This window comes from Gammaproteobacteria bacterium (assembly GCA_016200485.1).
GTDB lineage: Bacteria > Pseudomonadota > Gammaproteobacteria > Tenderiales > Tenderiaceae > JACQEP01.
Window position 1 is genome coordinate 63881 of sequence record JACQEP010000017.1, and the last position, 23855, is coordinate 87735.

The window sequence follows — 23855 nt, forward strand, 5'->3', positions numbered from 1 at the left end:
GCATACAATATCGTTTCAACGACTCCCCCTCCTCCCTTACAGGGGGAGGGAACTTACAAGTTCTTTGTTACTATCAGGTTAAGAAAACAGCTTACATGATACTGATTATCGGCTGCGGCGACATTGGCTTGCGCGTAACACACCTCTGGCAGATGCAAGGTGCGACTGTACACGCCCTCAGCCACAGCCCGCAACGGCGCACAACCCTGGAACAGGCCGGCATTAATGTACATATCGGCACGCTGGATGATGCCTCAACCCTCCGATCTTTACCCACTACCGGCACGCTTGTGTACTACTTTGCACCACCGCCGGAGCATGGCACCCATGATCCACGCATCAGTAATTTCATCAACGCTTGCCACGAAAGATTACCGCAGCAAGTGATTTATATCAGCACCAGCGGCGTCTACGGCGACTGTCAAGGCGCCTGGGTGACGGAAGATACTCCGCCCAATCCCACCACGGCTCGTTCACGGCGGCGGCTGGACGCCGAAACCCAATTATTGCAATGGGGCCGCGCCAACAATGTCAGCATTGTCATTTTACGGGTCGGCGGCATTTATGGCCCCGGACGCTTACCTGTGGCGCGCATTAAACAAGGGCTGCCGATTCTGCGGCGCGATCTCGCCCCCTACAGCAACCGCATCCACGCCGATGATCTGGCACAAATTTGCGTTGCCGCCGCCGAGCTCGGACAAAATGGACGTATCTATAATGTCGCCGATGGTGAGGTCAGCACCATGTCCGATTATTTTCTTGCCGTTGCCCGCGCCGCAGGTCTACCGCCGCCGCCCGAGCTCGACTGGTCCGCAGCAGAACAACAACTGTCCGCCGAAATGCTTTCGTATTTGCATGAATCGCGGCGGCTCGACACGCACCGTCTGCGCGAAGAATTGAAAATGGAATTACGTTATCCGACGCTGGAGGCCGGACTGAAAGCCAGCCTGACTTCAAGGGATTTTTAGAACCACCCTTCAGCGAATTTACCCTAAAGGTGTATACTCCCCCGCCCGATTAAATAAGTATTGACCGCCTTTAGGATCACCCATGTCCGACGCCGACACCCTCCAACGTTTTGTCTTTGAAAATAGTAAGGTACGTGGCGACTTCATCCACTTGCGCGCCAGTTATCAGGCGGTGCGCGAACGGGCCACCTACCCTGACCTTATCGCCGAACAACTCGGCCAGGCGCTGGCGGCCAGTGCCCTGCTCAGCGCCACCATCAAATTCGGCGGCTCATTGATCATGCAAATTCAATCCAGTGGCCCGTTAAATTTACTCGTCGCCCAGTGCACACACGATCGCCATCTGCGCGGTCTGGCACACTGGCATAACGAGGTACACGAAGGCACGCTGCCACAGATGTACGGCGACGGACGATTGGTAATCACGATTGACAACGCCCACAACAACGAACGCTATCAAGGCATCGTCAGCCTCGAAGGCGATACACTTGCCGAAGCCCTGGAGACCTATTTCACACAATCGGAACAGCTGGAAACACGTCTCTGGCTGGTGGCAGATCAATACCAGGCCGTCGGCATGTTGTTACAACGCCTGCCCGGCCCTGAAGGTGACGATGATTTGTGGCAACGCGTGGAAGCACTCGGCGCCACGCTGACGGTGGAAGAAATGCTGCAACTACCGACACGCGAAATCCTGCGCCGCCTCTTCCATGAAGAAGACGTACGCCTGTTCGATGCCGAACCCGTGAGCTTCCGCTGCAGCTGCTCGCGCGAAAAAATCGTCAACATGCTGCGTGGCCTCGGCCAAGAAGAAGCCAACGCCATCCTCGCCGAACAAGGCAAGATCGAAGTCACCTGCGAATTCTGCAACGCAGGCTATCGATTCGACGCCGTGGATGTCGAAGAAGTATTCACCAGCGGCTTACCGCCGCCGGAATCTTCAAGCCGGCACTAGCGGCTGCCGTTTGCGGCGTATCAGCGATTGCTTTGTCGTTGACTCCGTACTCTGAGTCGCGCCTGCACCCACGCCGACAACGCGCTGATAGCGCACGCTGCGCCGCGCACCCTTGGCCTTTTGCTTGATGGCCAGCCGTTTCGCAGCCACCTTGTCACCGCGCGCCATGAAGGTTTCATTATCACCCGTACTAGGATCGAAGAATCCAATATACCCGCCGGGATTCACACCAAACGAACGTAGTGTCTTACCCTGATAACTTCTACCGAGAAAGTCGTTGCGGCCACCCACTTCTTCACCGCCCGTAAAGTAAAGCGGCAAAATAAAGTTGGAGACATTGACACCATCAATCTCGTAAAACTCTGACTGCACCGCATCGCACATTTCATACCAGTGAAACACGGTCTTGCCTGGCTTGGAAGGATGCGGCCCGGCCACCAGCAGATTCACCTCCGGATCACCAATCAACTCCAGCGCTTCGTGCGATAGCGTCACCGTCCAATCCTCTTTCAACTCCTTGACCAGTTCAGTAAACACAAAACCAAACGGAATGCCGCGATTATTGGTTTCGTGATAACCCAACGCATCTTCCACATTGACTTCATCCCACAGATAAAGGATGGCATCGCCGCGCATATCGGCTGCAGTTTGTGGCTGCGGCTTCTTGCCAGCACGTCCTTCCAGACGCAAGGTCGCACCTAAGCCCCAGTACGGCATGAAGTCTTCATTGATCTGACGATTAATGGCACGGATCGCCGCTTGCGCGGCTTCATCGCTGATCTTGCCATTGGTATGATTGATGATGGATATGATCATGGAACCCTCCCTGGATTGATAATTTCGGACAGCCATCCTTGTCACTCGCCCGACTTCATCATAGTACCCATTTTGACAAATCACACCCCCAAAATACGAAAGGGGCCAACAGGCCCCTGCGATTCGACTATCTGAACTTCATCAATTAACCAAATTTACTCCAGAGACTATTTTTCGGAAACGGCAACCGCTTCAACCCCAAGCCTTGGCGCAGCAAATCTTCCTGGCTCGCTTGTGCCAGCGGGTGACCTTGCTGTGCCGCCTTGCGAAACCACTTCATGGCCTTTTCATAATTTTGACTCACGCCCACCCCCTGAGCATACATCTGCCCCAGATTGTATTGCGCCTCGGCGAATCCGGCTCTCGCCGCGCGATACCATAACTCAAACGCCGTAAAATAATCGCGCGGCACCCCGCGCCCTTCCATGTATAGCGTCCCCAAGCTCGTCTGCGCCTCAACACTGCCTTGTGCTGCGGCCTGCTCAAACCAGCGCACCGCCGCGGAATCATCGCGCTGCACGCCATGTCCTTTCAGATACATGACACCGAGATTGTTTTGCGCCACCACCGAACCTTCGCGTGCCGCGGGCAGCCACAATTCATAGGCCCGCCCATAATCCTGAGACTGATAGGCCAACCAGCCCGCATCCACATCGGCCGCAAACGCGCCGCCGTTCCAGACCATGCCCAGCATCAACACCGCCCCTGCCAGAATCCGCCGCACCATATATCGCCTCTAAATAACCTTATTGAGGACCTCTTATTAAGGTTATCGGCCGATATTTCGAGAAAGTTGAGCCAACCCCTTGTCTGGCTTGAATTATTCCCCGCCCACCGCAACTGATTGATTTTCTAATATTGAATTAATAATTCCTGGCTAGACTTAGTCGCGAAATTTTGCTTAAACTCGACAGGTTTCCATGGACTACCCCCATAGGGCAGGCAGGGAGAGCAGTTTCAGATTAAATTTCGCGTCACGAGATAAACCAAGGGGAATATGATGAAAAGAGCACTTTTTGTAGTCACCGCTGCATCAGCAGCATTGGTATTGGCGAGCCCAGCCATGGCTGGCGCCGAAGGTTCCGAAAGCCGCGGCCATGGTCATGAACTTCATTGGAGCTATGGCGGCGAAGGCGGCCCGGAACACTGGGGCGACCTGAAGAGTGAATACTCTGCTTGCAAAGGTAGCCAGCAGTCGCCCATCAACATTGAAACCAAAGAAGCACGGGGCGCCAAGCTGACCAAGATCAAATTCAACTGGAAAGATTCCGCGCTTAACCTCAAGAACAACGGCCACACCATCCAGGCCAATTACGATGGCGGCAGCTCCATTGAAGTGAACGGCGGCAAGTTCGACCTGTTGCAATATCACTTCCACGCGCCATCCGAGCACGCCCTGAACGGCAAGCTCTATGACATGGAAGTACACTTCGTACACAAAGCCGCTGACGGTGAACTGGCCGTCATCGGCGTATTCTTCAAGGAAGGCGCTGAAAACAAGGCCCTGAAGACTGTGTGGAGCAACATGCCCACTGCTGAAGGCGAAAAGAAAGTCGCTGGTGTCACCATCAACGCCAAAGACCTGCTGCCTGCCAACACCAGCAAGTACTACCACTACATGGGCTCATTAACGACCCCACCGTGCAACGAAGTGGTTAACTGGTATGTACTGGAAAACCCGATCGAAGCCTCCAAAGCCCAGGTCAAGGCACTGGCTGAACTCTTCAAAGCCAACAACCGCCCGGTTCAGCCTTTGAACCGTCGCTTCGTGTTGACCTCCGAAGAGTAATTTCAGTTAGCTGAAATGCAAAAGGGCGCGCCGCGAGGTGCGCCCTTTTTTTATTTACAAATTAAAACCCAACGCGGAGACGCAAAGACGCGGAGAAATACAAAAGCCAACAAACAATCTGTCTACCAAGGACAAAGCACCACAGAGATGTCCAAAAAATCTTCATCAGATATTCTTCAAAACCTCTGCGCCTCTGCGTCTCCGCGTTGGACTTTTGGCTTGGGGTAAAAATTATGCGCTAATCAAAAATCTTCAGCTCATCCCAAATCTTGTCAATCCGCTGTTTCACTGCATCATCCATCACAATCGGCTGCCCCCACTCGCGCGTGGTTTCGCCCGGCCATTTATTGGTCGCATCGAATCCCACCTTCGATCCCAAGCCTGACACCGGTGACGCAAAATCGAGATAATCGATCGGCGTGTTGTCGATAAACACCATGTCGCGGCGCGGATCCATGCGTGTAGTCATCGCCCAGATCACATCCTTCCAATCACGCACATTCACATCATCATCAGTCACGATCACAAACTTGGTGTACATGAACTGACGCAGAAAACTCCACACACCCAGCATCACCCGTTTGGCATGTCCAGCGTATTGTTTCTTGATGCTGACGCAGGCAACGCGATAGGAACATCCTTCCGGCGGCAAATAAAAATCGACGATCTCCGGAAACTGTTTTTGCAGAATCGGCACAAATACTTCATTGAGCGCCACACCGAGGACGGCAGGTTCATCCGGCGGCCGCCCCGTGTAAGTGCTGTGATAAATCGGATTATCGCGATGCGTGATGCGATCGATGGTGAATACCGGGAATTTATCGACTTCGTTGTAATAACCCGTGTGATCACCGAACGGCCCTTCGTCGGCCATTTCGCCGGGATGAATATGCCCTTCCAATACAAATTCCGCTGACGCGGGCACCTGTAAGTCACTGCCCATCGCCTTCACCACTTCGGTTTTGCCACCGCGCAACAAGCCGGCAAATGCATATTCGGACAAACTATCCGGCACCGGCGTCACCGCGCCAAGTATCGTTGCCGGATCAGCGCCCAGCGCCACTGCGACTGGAAATGGCTTGCCCGGATGTGCTTTTTGCCAATCCCGAAAATCCAGTGCCCCACCGCGATGCGCGAGCCAGCGCATGATCACTTTGTTGCGACCGATCACCTGCTGCCGGTAAATGCCGAGATTCTGTCGTTCCTTGTGCGGCCCTTTGGTAATCACCAGCGCCCAGGTAATCAACGGCCCGGCATCGCCCGGCCAACAGGTTTGAATCGGCAACTTGGAAAGATCAACGTCATCGCCTGCAATCACATTCGCCTGACACGGTGCCTTGCTCAACACCTTCGGCGCCATGTTCAGCACTTGTTTGTAGAGCGGCAATTTATCAAGCGCATCTTTGAACCCTTTCGGTGGTTCCGGCTCTTTTAATGTCGCCAACAAAATTCCGATCTCACGCAGCGCACTCACCGAATCCGCACCCATGCCCATCGCCACGCGCTTGGGCGTGCCAAACAGATTGCCCAACACTGGCGTGGTGAACCCTTTCGGATTTTCAAACAACAACGCCGGCCCGCCGCGCCGCAAAGTGCGATCACAGACCTCAGTCATCTCCAGCTTCGGGTCCACCGGCTGGGCGATGCGCTTGAGCTCTCCCCGAGCCTCAAGCTGACCGATAAAATCGCGCAAGTCTTTGTATTTCATTAACTATCCTTAACCATGCTAGTACCAGGGCCGTCTCGCACCCAGGCCAATAACCATTGACAATATTGGGCTATTCTTTAAAATATCGCCCAACAACAACGTTAACAAAACAACAATAAGAACCAAGCATCATAAGCCTAACGGGGAAGAATAATGAAGGCGGGAAAAGAAACAATGCGCACGGCGCTATATCCAGCGGCGGCGGTCAGTTTGATTTTGATGGCGCAACAAAGTCTTGCAGCAGCGCCAGCACAGCCACAAGTAATGGCTCAACCCTTGATACGACCTGACGAAGTTTCAACTTCAAACATATTAATGCCGTATCAATAATGGCGGCGGTATCTGGCCCTGGTGGCTGTCCTTGGCTGCGGCGGGGATGCTTTTCGGGCATAATAGGCGTTAGCGACGCGCCGTTTATCTCCTTGGGTGGCTGGCTCGCGCCGATTGTCCAAGATCATAAGAGCGAGCCTGAAATCCGATCATGAGTTATCGCCGGCACCTTCATAAACTAATTCACGGTCTATGGACCGTTACCTTGATCACTGGCATACCGGCACAAATCGCCCTCGGATTTGTAGATACGTCTCCGCCAAGCTTTACTTCTGCACCTGGTAACGCCCCTTTACCCAACCCAACGCCGAATCCCGATTACGAACCACCGGCTTACGTCTTTAATTTGCAAACTACGGGCGGAATCAACGGGATTGTCACCAACGCAACCGTTGGTGTAACCGATGATAGCAGTGGAGCCCTTCAGTGGACCCCCACAGGACAAATGGGCCCCTTTGCCCCGGGCGCACATGTTGTTAGCTGGAAAGTGACCGACCTGGCACTAAACGTTTCCCCTATCCACACACAAACCATCACTGTTCAACCACATGTCAATCTCGTAGCAGACCAAACAGTGGGGGGCAATGGCGCATCAAGCGTTGTTGTGACTGCCGTGCTCGACGGTAATGCGGCTACTTATCCCGTGACCATCCCATTCACAGTAGGCGGCACTGCCAGCTATGTCGCACCGGCCTCGCCTATTACTATTGCTGCCGGCACTTCCGGTACTGCGACGTTTACCATTAACTCAGGCAATGCCAATGGCTCAACAGTCCTCGTCACTTTGGGCGCCCCCATCAATGCCATCAAGGGAACCAAATCGACCCACACCATTACCATTACCACGGCAAACCTGCCGCCTGTGGTCACTAATTTGGCAACCACTCAAGGCGGGCCTACAACGCGCATCCTCGTGACTAACAATACTGGCGTTACTCTTGCGGCGACCGCGAGCGACCCCAATCCCGGCGACACCATTAATTATGATTGGAGCAGTAGCGATGCCAGCATAATTGCTGCCGCGACCAGCGGCACCACTGGCAACACTTTCAGTTTCAATCCTGCCGGGCTTGCTCCTGGTTATTACACGGCGAAAGTGACCGTCACTGACAACCACGGTGCATCCAGCCGCCGTGACATTACGTTGTCGGTGGTTGCGGTGGTGCCCACGCTATCAACTACGGTTGACACTGATGATGACGATCTGCTGGATAATACCGACGGCTACGACGATACCGACAACGATGGCATCCCCAATTATTTAGATGCCATCAGTGCCAGCAATCTTCTGCAAGGCGATGATTTGACTTCGGACTCAACAAAGTATTACGTCTCTGGTCTCAAAGATAGCAAACCTAACCCCATACCACCACTTTTCATTACCTGGACCATCACCACCGCATCCAGCAACAAGGTGTTTTATCCACTGCTGCTACGCACTACGCCCGGATTAAAATTGCAACTCGGCCCGTTGGCTGTTCGCCAGGGAGTCAGTCAGGCACATATTTCCAGCGCCAAGGCAATCGCGGCCCTGGGCGTGAGCCCGGGAGCGAACTTGATCAGCGCCGATGGCAACATCGTCGATGTCGAAATCAGTGGTTTGAGTCCGGGTGCCACTGCACACTTGGTAATTCCGCAACCCGCGCCAATCCCGACGGCAACCGGTACGCCTGCCACTACAAATTTCAAACAATTCACAGCCAGCAATACCTGGATTGACTTCACATCCTCAGGTAGCGATTCCGTTAAGAGCGCTGGTAAAGAGACAACTTCTTTCTTCTGTCCACCGCCGGCGCATAGCGCCTATACCACCGGAAATCTCGCTAACAAAGAATGCGTGGAACTGACCATTACCGATGGCGGCCCTAACGATGCTGACGGTATCGTGAATGGTTCGGTGCGCGTGCTGGGCTCTGTATTTATCAGCACCTCGGACACCACGACCGCACCTGGCTTGATCACCACCCCTGGTGATATCAGTGCTCGCAACGACCTGAAGTATAAAAATAACGCTGGCGAAGGTGGCGGCGGTATCGGCGCCTTGTGGTGGGAGTTACTCTTGCCAACACTGCTGATATGGCAACGACAAAAAATCCAACGCGGAGGCGCAGAGACGCGGAGTTAACTTAAGAAAAAACTCTTAGCACGCTTGGTGGACTGCACAAAAAACACCAATCGCTCCATATTTATTAACTCGTTATCTCTTCTCCGCGCCTCTGCGTCTCCGCGTTGGATCTTCCCCTCAAGCCGCCAAACCACTATGACGCAGTAAAGCATCTATCGTCGGTTCGCGGCCACGAAATTCAATGAACATTTCCATCGGATCGCGTGAACCACCTTGCTCCAGAATCGTCACCAGGAAGCGTTCGCCGGTGGCACGATCGAAAATGCCGTTTTCTTCAAATTGAGAGAAGGCATCGGCTGACAACACTTCAGCCCACTTGTAGCTGTAATAACCCGCCGCGTAACCACCAGCAAAGATGTGCGAAAAACTGTGCGGGAAGCGGTTGAATGAAGGTGGATTCATGACCGCTACGTTGCGCCGGACTTCATCCAGAATTTCATACACGCGCCCGCCCTTCTTCGGGTCATATTCAAGGTGCAGACGGAAATCGAAGATCGAGAACTCAAGCTGCCGCACCATTTGCATTGCCGACTGGAAATTCTTCGCTGCCAGCATTTTTTTGAATAGCGCCTCGGGCAAGGCTGCGCCCGTCTTGTAATGGCCAGCGATCAAATTTAATGCCTCACGCTGCCAGCACCAGTTCTCCATGAACTGGCTCGGTAATTCCACCGCATCCCATGGCACACCGCTGATCCCGGCAACACTGGGGTAATCGATCTGCGTCAACATGTGATGCAGACCATGGCCGAATTCATGGAACAAGGTCTCGACTTCATCATGGGTAAACAAGGCCGGATCGTCACCGATGGGGCCGGAAAAATTACAGGTGAGATAGGCCACCGGCACCTGCACCCCTGCCTCGGTGCGCATTCGCGTGATGCAATCGTCCATCCAGGCGCCGCCACGCTTGTGCGGCCGCGCGTAAAGATCCAGATAGAACTGGCCGCGTAGTTGGCCACGGCTATCCTGAATCTCGAAGAAACGCACATCCTCATGCCAGGTATCGACATCCTTGCACTCGCGGATGGTCATGCCATACAGACGATTCACGACAGCGAACATGCCGCTCAGGACTTTGTCTTCCGGGAAATAGGGCTTAAGTTCTTCCTGGGTGATGGCGTATTTGTGCTGACGCAGTTTTTCCGACCAGTAACTCACATCCCAGGATTCAAGATCGGCGGTAAAGCCATTATCGCGGGCAAAGGCGCGCACCTCGTCCAGTTCGCGCCGCGCCATCGGCAAGCAACGAAGCGCGAGATCATTGAGAAAACTCAAGACCTGATCGGTTGAGGCGGCCATCTTCGTCTCTATGGAGCGTTCGGCATAGTTTGCAAACCCCAACAGCTGGGCGACTTCGTGGCGCAATGCCAAAATCTGCTCCATCACCTGCGTGTTATCCCACTGGCCGGCATGCGGACCTTCATCGGAGGCGCGGGTGACAAAGGCGGTGTACATCTCACGCCGCAGCTCACGATCATCGGCATACATCATCACCGGCAGATACGAAGGATATTCGAGATTGAACAGCCAACCCTCCATTTTTTCGCGCTCGGCGACTTGCTTGGCCATGGCCTGCGCCGACTCTGGCAACCCCTCCAACCGCGCCGCATCTTTGATCTGAACCTTCCAGGCATTGGTGGCGTCGAGCAGGTTCTCTTCGAACTTACTGTTGAGAGCCGATAGCTCCTGCATGATCTGCTTGAAGCGATCTTTCTTCTCCGCAGGCAGGTCGATGCCGGACAGTCGAAAATCGCGCAATGCATTGTCGATGATCTTTTTCTGCGCCTGGTTCAACCGCGCGTATTCTGGTCCTTCTGCAATTTTCTTAAAAGCTTGGAACAGTTTTTCGTTCTGTCCCATTTCGGTCGCGTAATCGCTGAGCTTGGGCAAACAGGCGTTGTAGGCGGCGCGTAGCGCCTCGCTGTTGACGACCGAGTTCATATGCCCCACCGGCGACCAGATGCGGCTCAAACGCTCTTCCAGCACTTCTAGCGGCTGTACCAGCGTTTGCCAGCTCGGCGACTGATTGGAATTCAGCAACGCCTCTACTTGTATCCGATTTTCAGCAAGCATCTGATCAATCGCGGACTCGACATGTTCGGGATGGATGTGACTGAATGGCGGCAGGCCGCGCATGGTTAACAGCGGATTGGTCATAACTACATCCTTTAAGGGTTTATACCGTGAAAACGATAGAAGAAATTTAGCACACTATTGGATTGGGAGTGGGTCGCGGGCTTCCAGCCCGCATGCGGCCAAGATGGCCGTGCGCCCACAGCATTCCGGATTCGACTAAAATCTGGCATCCTCAGCGGATACCCGCTAACGAGGCACGCCCATGAATATCCGCAGCTATCGCAATATTTCCCCCAAAATCGGCCAAGGCGCCTATATTGATCTCGCGGCCGTGGTCATCGGCGATGTCACCCTCGGCGCCGACAGCTCGTTGTGGCCGATGGTCGTCGCCCGCGGTGATGTGCAGCGCATTATCATCGGCGAGCGCACCAACATCCAGGATGGCTCGGTGCTGCATGTCACCGCCGATAATCAATATCATCCCGGTGGTTTCGCGCTCACCGTCGGCAATAACGTCACCGTTGGCCACAAGGCCGTACTGCATGCCTGCACCATCAAGGACTATGCCCTGATCGGCATGGGCGCGATCATCCTCGACGGTGCTGTGATCGGTGAAAAGGCGCTGATCGGTGCGGGTAGCGTGGTCACACCCGGGAAAGAACTCGAAGGTGGCTATCTCTATCTGGGCAGCCCGGCGAAAAAAATACGCGCGTTAACAGAAAGCGAACTCCGCTATCTGGAATTTTCAGCGCAGCATTATGTAGATTTGAAGAATAAGCACATGGCGGAATAAATCAACACAGACTCACAATTTAAGCATCTGCCGCCGCACTTCTGCAATTACTGATGCGGTCTGCGGCCTTACGCCGCGCCAGAGGAAAAAGGATTCCGCTGCCTGTTCCACCAACATCCCCAAACCATCCAGCGCCTGACGCGCGCCCTGTTGTTGCGCCCAAACCTGAAACGCAGTGGGTTGGTTGCTATACATCATGTCGTAACAACAGGCGTCTTTTGCCAATACGTTTTCCGGTAAAGGTGGCACTTTACCTTCCAGACTCGCCGCTGTGCCATTGATCACGACATCGAACTGCCTTCCGACCAGCGCCTCAAAACCACAACCGAAGATATTACCTTGGTCACGAAACAACTGCGCCAACGCCACAGCCTTGGCGGCAGTGCGATTGGCGATGACGAGCGCAGCAGGTTTTTGCTCCAGGATCGGTTCCAGCACACCCCGCACCGCACCGCCCGCCCCCAGAATCAGCACTCGCTTTTGCTGCAACGTAATTCCATGATTAATCGTCAGGTCACGCACCAGACCGACACCATCGGTGGTATCGGCATAACAACTGCCATCATCGGCAAACACAATCGTGTTCACCGCCCCCGCCCGTCCGGCGCGCGGACTGCGGTTTGCAATCAGCGCCCACGCCTCTTGCTTGAATGGCACAGTGATATTCAGCCCCTTGCCGCCGCTGCGCTGAAACTGATCAACCGCTGCAGCAAAACCACCCAGCTCCACCAGCAAAGCTTCATAGCTCAGGCGCTGCCCGGTCTGCTGCGCAAACAGGGCATGGATCTTGGGCGATTTACTATGACCGATGGGATTACCCATCACCGCGTAACGGTCGATAGGAATATTCATGACAGGAAGTATAACGGAAGAACCGAGAGACCAAAATTAAACTGCAAAGCCCGCAAAGGGTCGCGAAGAAAATATCAGCCGTGGAAAGCGCTAATCCTTTGCGTCTCTTTGCGACCTTCGCGGTTAATGGCTTTTCAGCCGCCTTGCTTCAACCACTGGGCCACCTGCTTGGCATAATAAGTCAGCACCCCATCCGCTCCGGCACGTTTGAAACACAGCAGCGCTTCCAGCACCACCGCCTTTTCGTTCAGCCAACCGTTCTGGCTCGCCGCCTTGAGCATGGCGTACTCGCCACTGACATGATAGGCATAGGTAGGCACGCCAAATTCTTCCTTCACCCGGCGCACGATATCCAGATACGGCATCCCGGGTTTGACCATCACCATATCGGCCCCCTCTTCGAGATCCATCGCCACTTCATGCAGCGCTTCATCGGTGTTGGCCGGATCCATCTGATAGGTGTATTTATTGCCAGCCCCCAGATTTGCGGACGAACCCACCGCATCACGAAACGGCCCATAAAAACTGGAAGCATACTTGGCGGAATAAGCCAGAATCCGGGTGTGAATGTGATTGCCCGCTTCCAGCACCTCACGCACTGCGCCGATACGGCCATCCATCATGTCCGACGGTGCGACGATGTCGACACCGGCCTCGGCATGCGACAGCGCCTGCTTGACCAGCACATCCACGGTCTCATCATTCAGCACATAACCGCTATCATCGATCAGACCATCCTGACCATGGGTAGTAAACGGATCGAGGGCGACATCGGTAATCACCCCCAACTGCGGAAATTCTTTTTTCAACGCCCGCACGGCGCGTTGCGCCAGACCTTCCGGGTTAAATGCCTCACGGGCATCGAGTGTCTTTTTGTCTTGCGGCGTCACCGGGAACAGCGCCACGGCCGGAACACCCAAGCGGCATAACTCCTCAGCTTCTTTCAATAACAAATCGACAGATACGCGCTCGACCCCGGGCATGGAACTTACAGCCTGGCGCTGGTGATTACCTTCGAGCACGAACATGGGATAAATCAGATCATCGACGGTCAGCCGATGTTCCCGCATCAGACGGCGGGAAAAATCGTCACGGCGCATGCGTCGCAGGCGCCGTGAAGGAAATGAACCTACACCTTGCACAATGAAAACTTCCTGAAAACGAGAGCAATATTTACGAGGGGCGGCCTCAAGGCCGCTCCCTCGCTATTATTATAGCTTTATTTTCTCTTCTTAGCGGCCTTCCGTTTGCCGCCCTTCTTCGCTGCCTTACGCTTAGCGGTACCCTTCTTGGCTACCTTGCGCTTGGCAGTTTTACGCTTAGCAGTACCCTTCTTGGCTACCTTGCGCTTAGCTGTTTTACGCTTAGCAGTACCCTTCTTGGCTACCTTGCGCTTGGCTGTCTTACGCTTAGCGGTACCCTTCTTGGCTACCTTGCGCTTGGCAGTTTTACGTTTGGCTGCCTTTTTCTTGGCGGCCTTCCGTTTGGTCTTACGTTTTTTAGTTGCTTTGACGGCCTCTTCAGGCTGGTCCGCCGCTGCAGCTAACAACATAGTTTCTTCACTCATGGTTTTATCCCCTTTTGCTGCTGACAATTTACTACTCACTTTACTACTCACTGCCGCCGCTCTTACTTCTACTACTGTCGGCGTTTCCCTGGCATGCCTATCCTCTTCAAGCACTCTGTTGAGGATACGGCATATGCCGTTGAATATATCGGCAATTTCTCCGATAGCTTCAATGGCCCTTAACTTCTGTTGCTCACGGTAGTAATTCACCAAGGGCGCCGTCTGCGCTTCATACACCTTCAGACGGTTACCAATGGTCTCTTCGCGGTCATCGGAACGGTGGCGAAGATTGCCACCGCAGAGGTCGCAACGACCCTCTATCTTCGACGGAGTGGTATAGACATTAAACATCTGACCGCATGATTCGCAGGTGCGGCGCCCAGTCAGGCGCTGCATCAAGAGATCGATATCGACATTCATCAACAGGGCGGCCTGCAGCGGTCGCCCGAGCTTGCCGAGCAGTGCATCCAGCGCTACAGCCTGGGGAATATTGCGAGGAAAGCCATCCAGGATAAATCCATGCCGGGCATCCGCTTCAGCCAACCGTTCTTCGATCATGCCCAATACGATGTCATCGGAAACCAATTGTCCGGCATCCATTGCCGCCTTGGCCCGCATGCCGAGAGGGGTGTGTGCCGCCACCGCCGCACGCAACAAATCGCCAGTCGAGATCTGGGGGACGTTATATTTTTCGGAAAGCAGCTTACCTTGGGTACCCTTACCAGAGCCCGGCGCACCAAGTAGCACTATTCGCATAACGACGTTCTCTCCATCACCGGCGTTGCCTCAAATTCCATCTTCCCGCCCTTCTAAATTCTCGTCATCAACAATCAAACAGATGATGACTATCATGAGTATAGATTGGATATGCTAAAACTACATCTAAGTCAATACCGAGTCAATCTATTCAAGTTATATTTTCGTCAAAACTGAAAAATACTTAACACTTTTTTATCTTCGACACATTAAAATCGCTCGCAAACAGCCAAAGAGAACTCAATCATGGTCAAGAAGAACGTTTTTTACGCACAAGCAGGTGGTGTGACTGCTGTCATTAACGCCACCGCCTGCGGCGTCATTGAAACCGCGCGTCAGCACAAAGATCGCGTTGGCAAAGTTTACGCCGGTCACAATGGAATTATTGGCGCCCTCACCGAGGATTTGATCGACACCAGCAAAGAGTCGGCACGCGCCATTGCGGCACTCCGCCACACACCCGGCGGTGCCTTTGGTTCCTGTCGCTTTATGCTGAAAAGCATCGAAGAAAACCAGTCTCACTACGAACGTTTGATCGAAGTTTTTCGCGCCCACAACATCGGCTACTTCTTCTATAACGGTGGCAATGGATCGATGAATACCGCCGACAAGGTGGCACAGATCAGTTCGACGCTGGGATATCCCATTCAATGCATCGGCATCCCGAAAACCATCGATAACGACCTGGCACATACTGACAATTGCCCAGGCTTCGGTTCCGCCGCGAAATATATAGCCGTTTCAATCACCGAGGCCGCCCTGGATGTCGCCTCCATGGCAAGAACATCGACCAAGGTATTTGTGATGGAAGTGATGGGGCGCTATACCGGCTGGATCGCTGCCGCCTCGGGAATTGCAGCACGAAATGAGGGTGACGCGCCACATCTCATCCTCTTTCCAGAGGTACCCTTTAACGAAGCAACCTTCTTGCAACGCGTCAAGCAGACGGTCGTCACGCATGAGTACTGCGTCATCGTGGTTGCCGAAGGCATCAAGGATGCCAATGGCCAATTCATCTCCGCAGGTGAGCGCGACGCGTTTGGCGATCCGCAATTGGGCGGCGCGGGTCCCCGCATCGTTAACTTGATCAAGACCAAGCTTGGCTATAAGTGCCATCACGCCGTCGCCGATTACTTGCAACGCTCAGCGCGGCACATTGCCTCCAAGATTGATGTCGAACAGGCATATGCGCTGGGCAGGGCAGCCGTTCAAATGGCACTTCAGGGTAAGAATGCCATCATGCCTAACATCGTCCGCACGTCCAACACACCGTATCGTTGGCGTATTGGCGAGGTGTCATTGGCCACCGTTGCCAAAAAGGATAAAAACCTGCCTGCCAGTTTCATCACCAAAGATGGCTATGGCATCACCAAGGCTTGTCGCACCTATCTCATGCCACTGATCAAAGGCGAAGACTATCCGCCTTACAAAGATGGGTTGCCGCAATTTGTGCGCTTGAAGAATCTAGCTGTGCCAAAAAAACTGGCCACGGAATTTAAGATTTAAAATTTTATCTTGCTGACGTTTTCGCTCGCAGCAAGATGATGACAACGATGCTTAGCACCAGTGCAAACGTTACGTCCAGATATCGCATCGGTCACAGTTTTGATTTGCAAATACACGCTGTCATTGACATCAACCACGCAACATTACGTCAGCCACAGCACACAAGTTTTACTGCGCGGCCACCTGTAATTTATGGGGGAGCCTTGATTCTTTGCCCCCCTTTCACGCTTCCAGGCACCCCACTCTATATATATACATATACGTCCACCCCATTTACCTCCGGAATTAACGGCAACCCCTCACCCGCCCCCTGCCTTGTAAATATTACTCCTTGAATTTGCTAATAAAATAATCAAGATGCCACACTCGGATCGCCGCAAGCCCGGAGTGGAATAGCACTCGCCAGGGGAGACCTATATAATGTGCGCCTTTCGCAATAACCTGAGGAAACGCCATGAACATTGACCAAATACCCGCTGGCCGCGACGTTCCGAGCGACATCAACGTCATCATCGAAATCCCGGCCAATAGCGACCCGGTGAAATACGAGATGGACAAGGACAGCGGAGCGATTTTCGTTGACCGCTTCATGGCCACCGCCATGTTTTATCCTTGCAACTACGGCTTCGTCCCCCATACCCTCTCGGAAGACGGCGACCCGGTCGATGTGTTGGTGGTGGCTCCGCACCGTCTGGTCACTGGCTCAGTGATTCGCTGCCGCCCGGTGGGTATGCTGAAGATGACCGACGAGTCCGGCGTTGACGCCAAGATCGTCGCCGTGCCTGTCACCAAGCTCACGGATTTGTATGCCCACGTCCAGGGGATTAACGATCTGCCGAAGCAACTGCTGGCTCAGATCGGCCATTTCTTTGAACAATACAAGGCGCTGGAAAAGGGTAAGTGGGTGAAGGTGGACGGCTGGGTCGACACCGAAGAGGCCAAACAGGAAATCGTAGCCTCGATTAAGCGCTTCGAAAAAGCAGCCAAGTAATCGATCTCAGGCACCGCAGGGGCGATTCACGAATCGCCCCTGCCCATCTGGTCAATTACATGGTCACTGGCGTAGCCGCCTGTGACTTTTCATATCGCGACTGGCAACTGACACAACGCACTGCAGTCGGCTGACTACGTAACCGCTCAACCCCGATCTCGGCACCGCAGCTGTCACAAATACCATAACTGCCAGTACGCAATCGCTGTTGTGCCGCCTCGATGGCACGCAATTCGTGAATTTGACGGCTCACCGTGGCAATCTCGACATCTACCAGCAAATCGGCAACCGCCTCATCGCCGCGATCATGCACCTGCCCCGCCAAGTCGCCATAATGTTCTTCATCGCTACGCAATAATTCAATACGAATTTCAGCGCGCAATTGTTGATTCCGCGCCTTGAGCTGTTGCCCAAATTCAGTCAATTGTTTTTGATTCAAGGCCATGATGACCTCCTTTCCTGGTCATTCCAGATGTCCATTCCGAACCTCCACAGTGACAGAATCTAAAACATCTGACAACCGGCTTTCAAACCCATTAAACTACTCACAATTACCATCACGAGCCACATTCAATGGATGATCATCATTCTCATTCGCATCCCAGCCGCACCATGTTGTGGGCGATAGCGATTACCCTGGGTTTTGCCGGTGTAGAGGCCTTCGGTGGCTGGATTTCACATTCACTCGCCCTGTTAGGCGATGCCGGCCATATGTTGACTGATTCCTCGGCGCTGGGTCTGGCGGCATTCGCCGCCTGGCTGATGCATCGCCCGCCGTCACAACGTCATTCCTACGGCCTGGTGCGCGCCGAAGTGATTGCCGCCTTGATCAACAGCCTGCTAATGCTTGGCATCGTTGCCAGCATTGTGATCGCCGCCATTGATCGTTTGTCTAACCCACATCCCGTCACTGCCGGCATGGTGATGGGCATCGCCTTCATCGGCCTACTGGTCAATATCGCTGTTGCCTGGGTCTTGCATCGTGGCGAGAAGAACCTCAACACCCGCGCGGCGCTGCTGCATGTGATGGGCGATTTACTCGGCTCAGTCGCCGCCTTGGTGGCCGGTGCCGTGATCTGGCTCACCGGCTGGACCTTGATCGACCCGCTATTATCGCTACTGATCTGCGCCTTGATCCTGATCTCCAGCCTGAGGCTGTTACGTGAAGCAGTGCACGTGATTATGGAAGGCGTGCCGTCAGGCATTGATCTGCACGAAGTCGGCACCGCAATGGCCAACGTCGAGGGCGTCGCTTCTGTGCACGACCTGCATGTGTGGACCGTTTCCTCCGGCAACATCGCCCTTTCGGCCCATGTGATGGTCGCGAATATCCAGCACTGGCAACCTGTGCTTAATACACTGCAACATCTACTCCACGATCGTTTCGACATTGAGCACACCACCATCCAGCCGGAACCGAGCACCAACATCAGCTACATCCCGGCGGATAAGCTGTTCAAAAATCCCAAATTCCAGAATCAAGTCAAAAGCCGTTAACCGCCAAGGTCGCCAAGGAAAACAACAAAATTGAAGCTCACATCAAACCGCTGGTATCGGCAAACCTTTAGCTTTCTTCGCGTTCCTTTGCGCCCTTTGTGGTTTTAACAATTGATCGTGGTAAACTTTGTTAATGACACAACAGTTTAATTTCAGCAAAATGCATGGGCTAGGCAATGACTTCGTGGTCATTGACGCCATCAACCAGCCGGTTCAACTCACCCCGCAACAAGTGCGCCAGATCAGCGACCGTCACTTCGGTGTGGGTTGCGATCAGTTGCTGTTAGTGGAACGGCCCACACGCCCCGATGTCGATTTCCGCTATCGCATTTTTAATGCCGACGGCGGCGAAGTCGAACAATGCGGTAACGGCGCCCGTTGTTTTGCCCGCTTTGTGCGCGACCATGGTCTGAGCAATAAAAATGAAATCGCTGTCGAAACCGCCAACGGCATTATCTATCCGCGCATCGAAGCCGATGGCGAGGTCAGTGTGAATATGGGCGTCCCCAATCTCGAACCCAGCGCCTTACCCTTCGATGCACCGGCACGGCAGGCGCAATACACCCTCACCGTGGGCGACACCGAGATCAGCATCGGCGCGGTATCGATGGGCAATCCACATGCCGTGCAACGCGTTGCCGATCTCGACCGTGCGCCGATTGCGACGCAAGGGCCACTGATCAGCCGCCACCCGCGTTTTGCCCGCGGCGTTAACGCCGGATTTATGCAAATCATCGATCGCAGCCACATCCGGTTGCGGGTTTACGAACGCGGCGCCGGAGAAACCCTGGCCTGCGGCACGGGTGCTTGCGCCGCTGCCGTCGTCGGCCACAGCTGGGATTTGCTCGATTCGGTGGTGCACGTTGAATTGCGAGGCGGTACACTGCGGATACAGTGGCCGGGCGAAGGCCAGGCGGTCATCATGACCGGATCAGCGACTCATGTTTTTGAAGGGGTTATCACCATATGAATAAACAACCAACGTCCGTCACCATTCAAGACGCTGATCGCGAGCGTGAGATCACTGACTACCTGCACCTGCATCCCGACTTCTTTCAGCGTCACCCGGAATTATTGGCCGAAATGGATCTCTCCCATCAGTGCGGCGAAGCCGTGTCACTGATCGAGCGTCAGGTCACTACCCTGCGCGCACAGAATCGCAAGACGCGCGCGCAACTGGAAGAACTGGTCCGCATCGCCCGCGACAACGACGCCCTCAGCGAACGCATGCATCGCCTGACCACGACACTGATGGATGCGCAGAGCCTGAACGATGTCTACATCGCCCTCGACGACAGTCTGCGCGGCGATTTTCAGGCCGATGCCATGTCGGTGAAGCTGTTTATCGATCCGGAAGCGGTCGAGATCGATTCCGACAATGAGTTGATGCAAACCATTTTCATGCCGATCAACGACCCGCGCCTGAGCGAATACCGCAATATCCTCAGCCACGAAAAGCCAATCTGCGGCAAGCTCAAAACCGAACAACTGCTTTATCTCTTCGGCGACGTCGGCACCAGCATCCAATCCACCGCCATGATCCCGCTCGGCGGCGACCTGTGCACCAGCGTCGATTGCCCTTACCTCGGCGTGTTGGCCATTGGCAGCCGCGACCCGCAACGCTTCCACCCCAAGATGGGCACCTTGTTTCTCAGCCATCTCGGCGACATCCTCAGCCGCGCCATCAAGCCGTACATCATTCACAAAGATGACCTCAGCGGCACCTGATCGCGAGACCAATACCGACATCGAGCGCTTCAGCGCCTATTTGCGCGATGAGAAACGCGTCTCGCCGCACACACTGAGTAATTACCAGCGTGACTTGTACAAGCTCCACGCCTTCCTGAAACAACAAGCCGTCACCGGCTGGCGCGAAGTACGCGATCATCACATACGCGCCTTCAGCGCCAGCCTGCGGCGTCAGGCACTGGCTGGGCGCACATTGCAACGCACACTCTCGGCCATTCGCAGCTTTTATCGCTACCTGTTGCGCGAAGACCAGGTTGATCTTAATCCCGCCACCACCGTCAGCGCCCCCAAGCAACAGAAAACATTACCTAAGGCATTGGACGTCGACCGCGTCGGCCGTTTGCTGGAAATCAAGGCCGAGGATCCGCTCAGTCAGCGCGATCTGGCGATGATGGAATTGCTTTATTCCTCCGGCTTGCGCTTGAGCGAACTCGTCAATCTCAATCTGAATGACATCGACTTTAGCGACCAACTGGTGCGCGTCACCGGCAAAGGCGCCAAGGTGCGCGTGGTGCCGGTCGGCCGTTACGCGGTTACCGCATTACAAAACTGGCTCAGCACGCGGCACGAGCTTGCGGTGGCCGATGAAACAGCGGTGTTCATCAATCGCCAGGGCAAGCGCCTGTCACCGCGCAGCATCCAGCTACGACTTAAACAGTGGGCCATCAAACAAGGCATCGACACCCACCTCCATCCGCACATGCTGCGCCACTCCTTCGCCAGCCACCTGCTCGAATCCTCCGGCGACTTGCGCGCCGTGCAGGAACTGCTCGGCCATGCCGACATCAGCACCACGCAGATTTATACCCATATGGATTTTCAACACCTGGCGAATGTTTACGATCACGCCCATCCGCGGGCGAAGAAGAAAAAGTAAAGTCTTGATAAGCGTCTGAACCGCCAAGGCACGAAGGGCGCCAAGAAAATATTCAACCATAATTATATGGTTAATGGTATGGATGCCTCCGCTTCGAACGATGAATCATTAGCGCTGCGCGGGACATCATTTCACCCCATCCTCGATCAGGATAGCCATGCGCGGCTGATATGAGCCCCTAATGTTTCAAGCTCGCAACATCAGATAACACAAACAACAAGAATTATCAGATTCGCTTGTTCAAAGAACCAGCTTCACAGCTTATCAAGCACATGCAATCTCTAATTTCTCTCAAAATTTTTCCAAAAAACCTAAGGCCAAGACAACAAACATCCGCTCTTACATATGACTGAACCATAAGGAGGATCAATCACTACTCCTTGTATAGCTGCTCAGTCGTTTTGCATTTTTCATATGCCAAGGAGAGATAGAATGTTTGAGTTATGTATTTTTGAAGTTGCGATTTTTATTGGATTACTCATACTGGAACACCTTAATCCGGCCCGAAAGTTTCCAATCGCTAAAGATTGGTACCGATATTGGTTTGTAATTCAAACTTTTTCGGCTGCATGGCTAGCGGGATTATTGACAATCTGGACTGATATCCCAGCACTTTGGCAGCCGATGCAAAATTTGTCTTTTACATACCAAGTGCTTGTTGGGTATTTTGTTTATTCATTTATTGCCTACTGGTATCACCGTATCCGTCATACCTCTAAATTTCTTTGGCACTATGTGCATTACATGCACCATGCTCCCGCGCATATGGAAACCTTTGTCACCTTCTGGCGCCATCCGGTTGAACTGGTGATGGATTCCATTGTTGCCCTATTAGTGGGCAAGTGCCTGGGCATGACCGGAGAAGTGCTGATTTGTGTCTTAATAGTCGAATCAATGTTCGAACTTTATCATCATTCCAATATTAATACACCGCAGCGGCTACGCTGGTTAGGATACGTAATTCAGCTTCCTGAACAACATCTTATCCACCATCAACGAAATCTTCATCGCTGGAATTATGCCACGATCACATTATGGGACTCTTTATTCCAGACAGTACGGGTACCCACAGAATGGCAAGGCCAGGTCGGCGTAAAAGAATGGAACAATATTCGAATATTATTATTTTTCCGTTACTAAAAGACCTCTATCACCGTGATGAAATTACGCGGCGGGCAAGAGCCCGCCGCGACATTGAATTGTTTTGCATTGACATTCCATAAGTTAAAAGAGACTATTGTCACAATAGTGACAACCGAAACAAAGTAAACTAAGGAGCAAATTATATGTCCAGCCCAACCATGCAGCTCCAGTCGCGATCGAAAGACGTCCCTGATCAAATTCCACAGTACGATGCAATCGGCATGGAAGCATTGGCTGAACTTCTTCGCAACGAGTTAATAAGGATTCATGATCGGGAGGATGGGATAGATTCTATCAATAAATTATCGGCCCGAATAAATGTCAGCCGGGCCTACCTGGCAAAATTTCGGGATGGCGGAATGGTTTGCATGAACATCATGAACAGAATCGCCTGGGCCTTTAATATCAAATATATGATCGAGAATTATGAGGACCAAAAGCTGACAAGGATTGAATGATTTTCATATCAACATGCAACTATTAGGAACGCGCTCCGTTGCCCTGTTTGCTGTCAAGACATCATCTAATTTTCAAGAGATAAGATATGACACATTATGACCCAATGACGATATCTGAAAATGAACGACAGGACTCTCTGGCGCACGCCAGCGCCTTGCTGGCACTCGCCGATCAAGTTCTGATGCACCATGATGTACTGAACCTGGAAGGGGAGGCAAATCTTGGTTTATCCATCGTGATCGGCGAAGCCAAGCGATTAATTCGTGAAGCCGGGTCGCATAAATGCTGCAACACAAAAGACAAGTTTTTAGATTAACCTCACACCAATATTAACTAAGCAAATATCAACCGAAGCATGCGACATGCTAACGACGGCTAAACACTGAGTCATCAAACAAGGCATCGATACCCACCTCCATCCGCACATGCTGCGCCACTCCTTCGCCAGCCACCTGCTCGAATCCTCCGGCGACATGCGCGCCGTGCAGGAACTGCTCAGCCACGCCGACATCAGCACGACGCAGATTTATACGCATATGGATTTTCAGCACCTGGCGAATTGTACGATCGCGCCCATCCGCGGGCGAAGAAGAAAAAATCTGTTTAACGGCCAAGGCGCCGAGGACACTAAGAAAACCAATCAAATGTAGCCTCGATGTGGCGCAAGCGGAATCGAGGAGATCGCCCGCGTGCGCATAGCGCACCCTACTGGATTTGACGCCGCTTTAGTTCTTGTAGGATGTGGTGAACGCAGTGAACCGCATCCTTGTATGATCGATTTTAATGAAAATGTTGTTGAGGAGGTTAAGTAAGATTACACGCTTCACCGGGAAGGCCGTCCGCTCCTGAGGACTGGTTTTTAACCAGAGCCTGTGCTGTAGATTGGCCTCCCGCCCTA

General features: G+C 53.4%; 23 protein-coding genes and 1 pseudogene. 16 read left to right on the top strand and 8 right to left on the bottom strand.

Annotated elements, in window-relative coordinates; genetic code table 11:
• The first annotated feature begins 95 nt into the window (after window positions 1-95).
• Both HY272_11745 and hslO read left to right on the top strand, forming a co-directional pair.
• On the top strand, window positions 96-968 hold the full coding sequence (locus tag HY272_11745; GenBank protein ID MBI3773358.1) for an SDR family oxidoreductase: 873 nt from the start codon (window positions 96-98) through the stop codon (window positions 966-968).
• Window positions 969-1050: 82 nt separating this feature from the next.
• The gene (gene hslO / locus HY272_11750; GenBank protein ID MBI3773359.1) at window positions 1051-1923 is read left to right on the top strand and encodes an Hsp33 family molecular chaperone HslO; all 873 of its coding nucleotides are present in this window, start codon (window positions 1051-1053) and stop codon (window positions 1921-1923) included.
• Here hslO and HY272_11755 read toward each other — a convergent pair.
• Together HY272_11755 and HY272_11760 are read right to left on the bottom strand one after the other, a co-directional pair.
• Complete coding sequence (locus HY272_11755; GenBank protein ID MBI3773360.1) at window positions 1909-2739, bottom strand: hypothetical protein; 831 nt, start codon at window positions 2737-2739, stop codon at window positions 1909-1911. The two genes, hslO and HY272_11755, sit on opposite strands and share 15 nt — an antisense overlap.
• A gap of 145 nt (window positions 2740-2884) precedes the next feature.
• A complete protein-coding gene (locus HY272_11760; GenBank protein ID MBI3773361.1) occupies window positions 2885-3466 on the bottom strand; it encodes a sel1 repeat family protein in 582 nt (193 codons plus the stop codon).
• A 273-nt stretch (window positions 3467-3739) separates the two neighbouring features.
• Between HY272_11760 and HY272_11765 the strand changes: the two genes are divergently transcribed.
• A complete protein-coding gene (locus tag HY272_11765; GenBank protein MBI3773362.1) occupies window positions 3740-4528 on the top strand; it encodes a carbonic anhydrase family protein in 789 nt (262 codons plus the stop codon).
• A 238-nt stretch (window positions 4529-4766) separates the two neighbouring features.
• Here the strand turns inward: HY272_11765 and ubiD are convergent, their stop codons facing one another.
• Window positions 4767-6236 (bottom strand): 4-hydroxy-3-polyprenylbenzoate decarboxylase, encoded by a 1470-nt coding sequence (gene ubiD, locus HY272_11770; protein MBI3773363.1) that lies wholly within the window; start codon window positions 6234-6236, stop codon window positions 4767-4769.
• 153 nt (window positions 6237-6389) lie between these two features.
• Here ubiD and HY272_11775 point away from each other — a divergent pair, with 153 nt between their 5' ends.
• Both HY272_11775 and HY272_11780 read left to right on the top strand, forming a co-directional pair.
• Window positions 6390-6566, top strand: coding sequence for a hypothetical protein (locus HY272_11775; GenBank protein ID MBI3773364.1), 177 nt, complete (start codon window positions 6390-6392; stop codon window positions 6564-6566).
• A 445-nt stretch (window positions 6567-7011) separates the two neighbouring features.
• Complete coding sequence (locus HY272_11780; protein MBI3773365.1) at window positions 7012-8691, top strand: hypothetical protein; 1680 nt, start codon at window positions 7012-7014, stop codon at window positions 8689-8691.
• Between the two features lie 117 nt (window positions 8692-8808).
• On the opposite strand, the gene prlC is transcribed toward HY272_11780, so the two are convergent.
• The gene (gene prlC / locus HY272_11785) at window positions 8809-10848 is read right to left on the bottom strand and encodes an oligopeptidase A (GenBank protein ID MBI3773366.1); all 2040 of its coding nucleotides are present in this window, start codon (window positions 10846-10848) and stop codon (window positions 8809-8811) included.
• Between the two features lie 181 nt (window positions 10849-11029).
• On the opposite strand from prlC, the gene HY272_11790 reads away from it, so the two are divergent.
• The gene (locus HY272_11790) at window positions 11030-11560 is read left to right on the top strand and encodes a gamma carbonic anhydrase family protein (protein MBI3773367.1); all 531 of its coding nucleotides are present in this window, start codon (window positions 11030-11032) and stop codon (window positions 11558-11560) included.
• A 12-nt stretch (window positions 11561-11572) separates the two neighbouring features.
• Here HY272_11790 and aroE read toward each other — a convergent pair whose 3' ends face one another.
• The 3 genes from aroE to HY272_11805 all read right to left on the bottom strand — a co-directional run bounded on the left by aroE (window position 11573) and on the right by HY272_11805 (window position 14735).
• Entirely contained in the window at window positions 11573-12412 is an 840-nt protein-coding gene (aroE, locus tag HY272_11795) for a shikimate dehydrogenase (GenBank protein ID MBI3773368.1), read from the bottom strand.
• Window positions 12413-12546: 134 nt separating this feature from the next.
• The gene (hemB, locus tag HY272_11800; GenBank protein MBI3773369.1) at window positions 12547-13557 is read right to left on the bottom strand and encodes a porphobilinogen synthase; all 1011 of its coding nucleotides are present in this window, start codon (window positions 13555-13557) and stop codon (window positions 12547-12549) included.
• Between the two features lie 74 nt (window positions 13558-13631).
• Window positions 13632-14735: an adenylate kinase gene (locus tag HY272_11805; protein MBI3773370.1), complete on the bottom strand. Its 1104-nt coding sequence runs from the start codon at window positions 14733-14735 to the stop codon at window positions 13632-13634.
• 246 nt (window positions 14736-14981) lie between these two features.
• Between HY272_11805 and HY272_11810 the strand changes: the two genes are divergently transcribed.
• The gene (locus tag HY272_11810; GenBank protein MBI3773371.1) at window positions 14982-16241 is read left to right on the top strand and encodes a 6-phosphofructokinase; all 1260 of its coding nucleotides are present in this window, start codon (window positions 14982-14984) and stop codon (window positions 16239-16241) included.
• A gap of 454 nt (window positions 16242-16695) precedes the next feature.
• Window positions 16696-17232 carry an inorganic diphosphatase gene (ppa, locus tag HY272_11815; GenBank protein ID MBI3773372.1) on the top strand — a complete coding sequence of 179 codons (537 nt, stop codon included), beginning with the start codon at window positions 16696-16698 and terminating at the stop codon, window positions 17230-17232.
• Window positions 17233-17287: 55 nt separating this feature from the next.
• On the opposite strand, the gene HY272_11820 is transcribed toward ppa, so the two are convergent.
• The gene (locus HY272_11820) at window positions 17288-17677 is read right to left on the bottom strand and encodes a TraR/DksA family transcriptional regulator (GenBank protein MBI3773373.1); all 390 of its coding nucleotides are present in this window, start codon (window positions 17675-17677) and stop codon (window positions 17288-17290) included.
• Window positions 17678-17805: 128 nt separating this feature from the next.
• Here HY272_11820 and HY272_11825 point away from each other — a divergent pair, with 128 nt between their 5' ends.
• From HY272_11825 to HY272_11860, 8 genes and pseudogenes are all read left to right on the top strand, one after another.
• Complete coding sequence (locus HY272_11825; protein MBI3773374.1) at window positions 17806-18729, top strand: cation transporter; 924 nt, start codon at window positions 17806-17808, stop codon at window positions 18727-18729.
• Window positions 18730-18862: 133 nt separating this feature from the next.
• The gene (gene dapF, locus HY272_11830) at window positions 18863-19699 is read left to right on the top strand and encodes a diaminopimelate epimerase (protein MBI3773375.1); all 837 of its coding nucleotides are present in this window, start codon (window positions 18863-18865) and stop codon (window positions 19697-19699) included.
• Window positions 19696-20457, top strand: coding sequence for a DUF484 family protein (locus HY272_11835; protein ID MBI3773376.1), 762 nt, complete (start codon window positions 19696-19698; stop codon window positions 20455-20457). The genes dapF and HY272_11835 overlap by 4 nt, the downstream gene beginning before the upstream one ends.
• On the top strand, window positions 20438-21355 hold the full coding sequence (xerC, locus tag HY272_11840; protein MBI3773377.1) for a tyrosine recombinase XerC: 918 nt from the start codon (window positions 20438-20440) through the stop codon (window positions 21353-21355). The genes HY272_11835 and xerC overlap by 20 nt, the downstream gene beginning before the upstream one ends.
• Window positions 21356-21787: 432 nt before the next feature.
• On the top strand, window positions 21788-22495 hold the full coding sequence (locus HY272_11845; protein MBI3773378.1) for a sterol desaturase family protein: 708 nt from the start codon (window positions 21788-21790) through the stop codon (window positions 22493-22495).
• Between the two features lie 146 nt (window positions 22496-22641).
• Window positions 22642-22956 carry a hypothetical protein gene (locus HY272_11850; protein MBI3773379.1) on the top strand — a complete coding sequence of 105 codons (315 nt, stop codon included), beginning with the start codon at window positions 22642-22644 and terminating at the stop codon, window positions 22954-22956.
• Between the two features lie 86 nt (window positions 22957-23042).
• Window positions 23043-23273 carry a hypothetical protein gene (locus HY272_11855; protein ID MBI3773380.1) on the top strand — a complete coding sequence of 77 codons (231 nt, stop codon included), beginning with the start codon at window positions 23043-23045 and terminating at the stop codon, window positions 23271-23273.
• 73 nt (window positions 23274-23346) lie between these two features.
• Window positions 23347-23564: pseudogene (locus HY272_11860) on the top strand (tyrosine-type recombinase/integrase).
• Window positions 23565-23855: the final 291 nt, after the last annotated feature.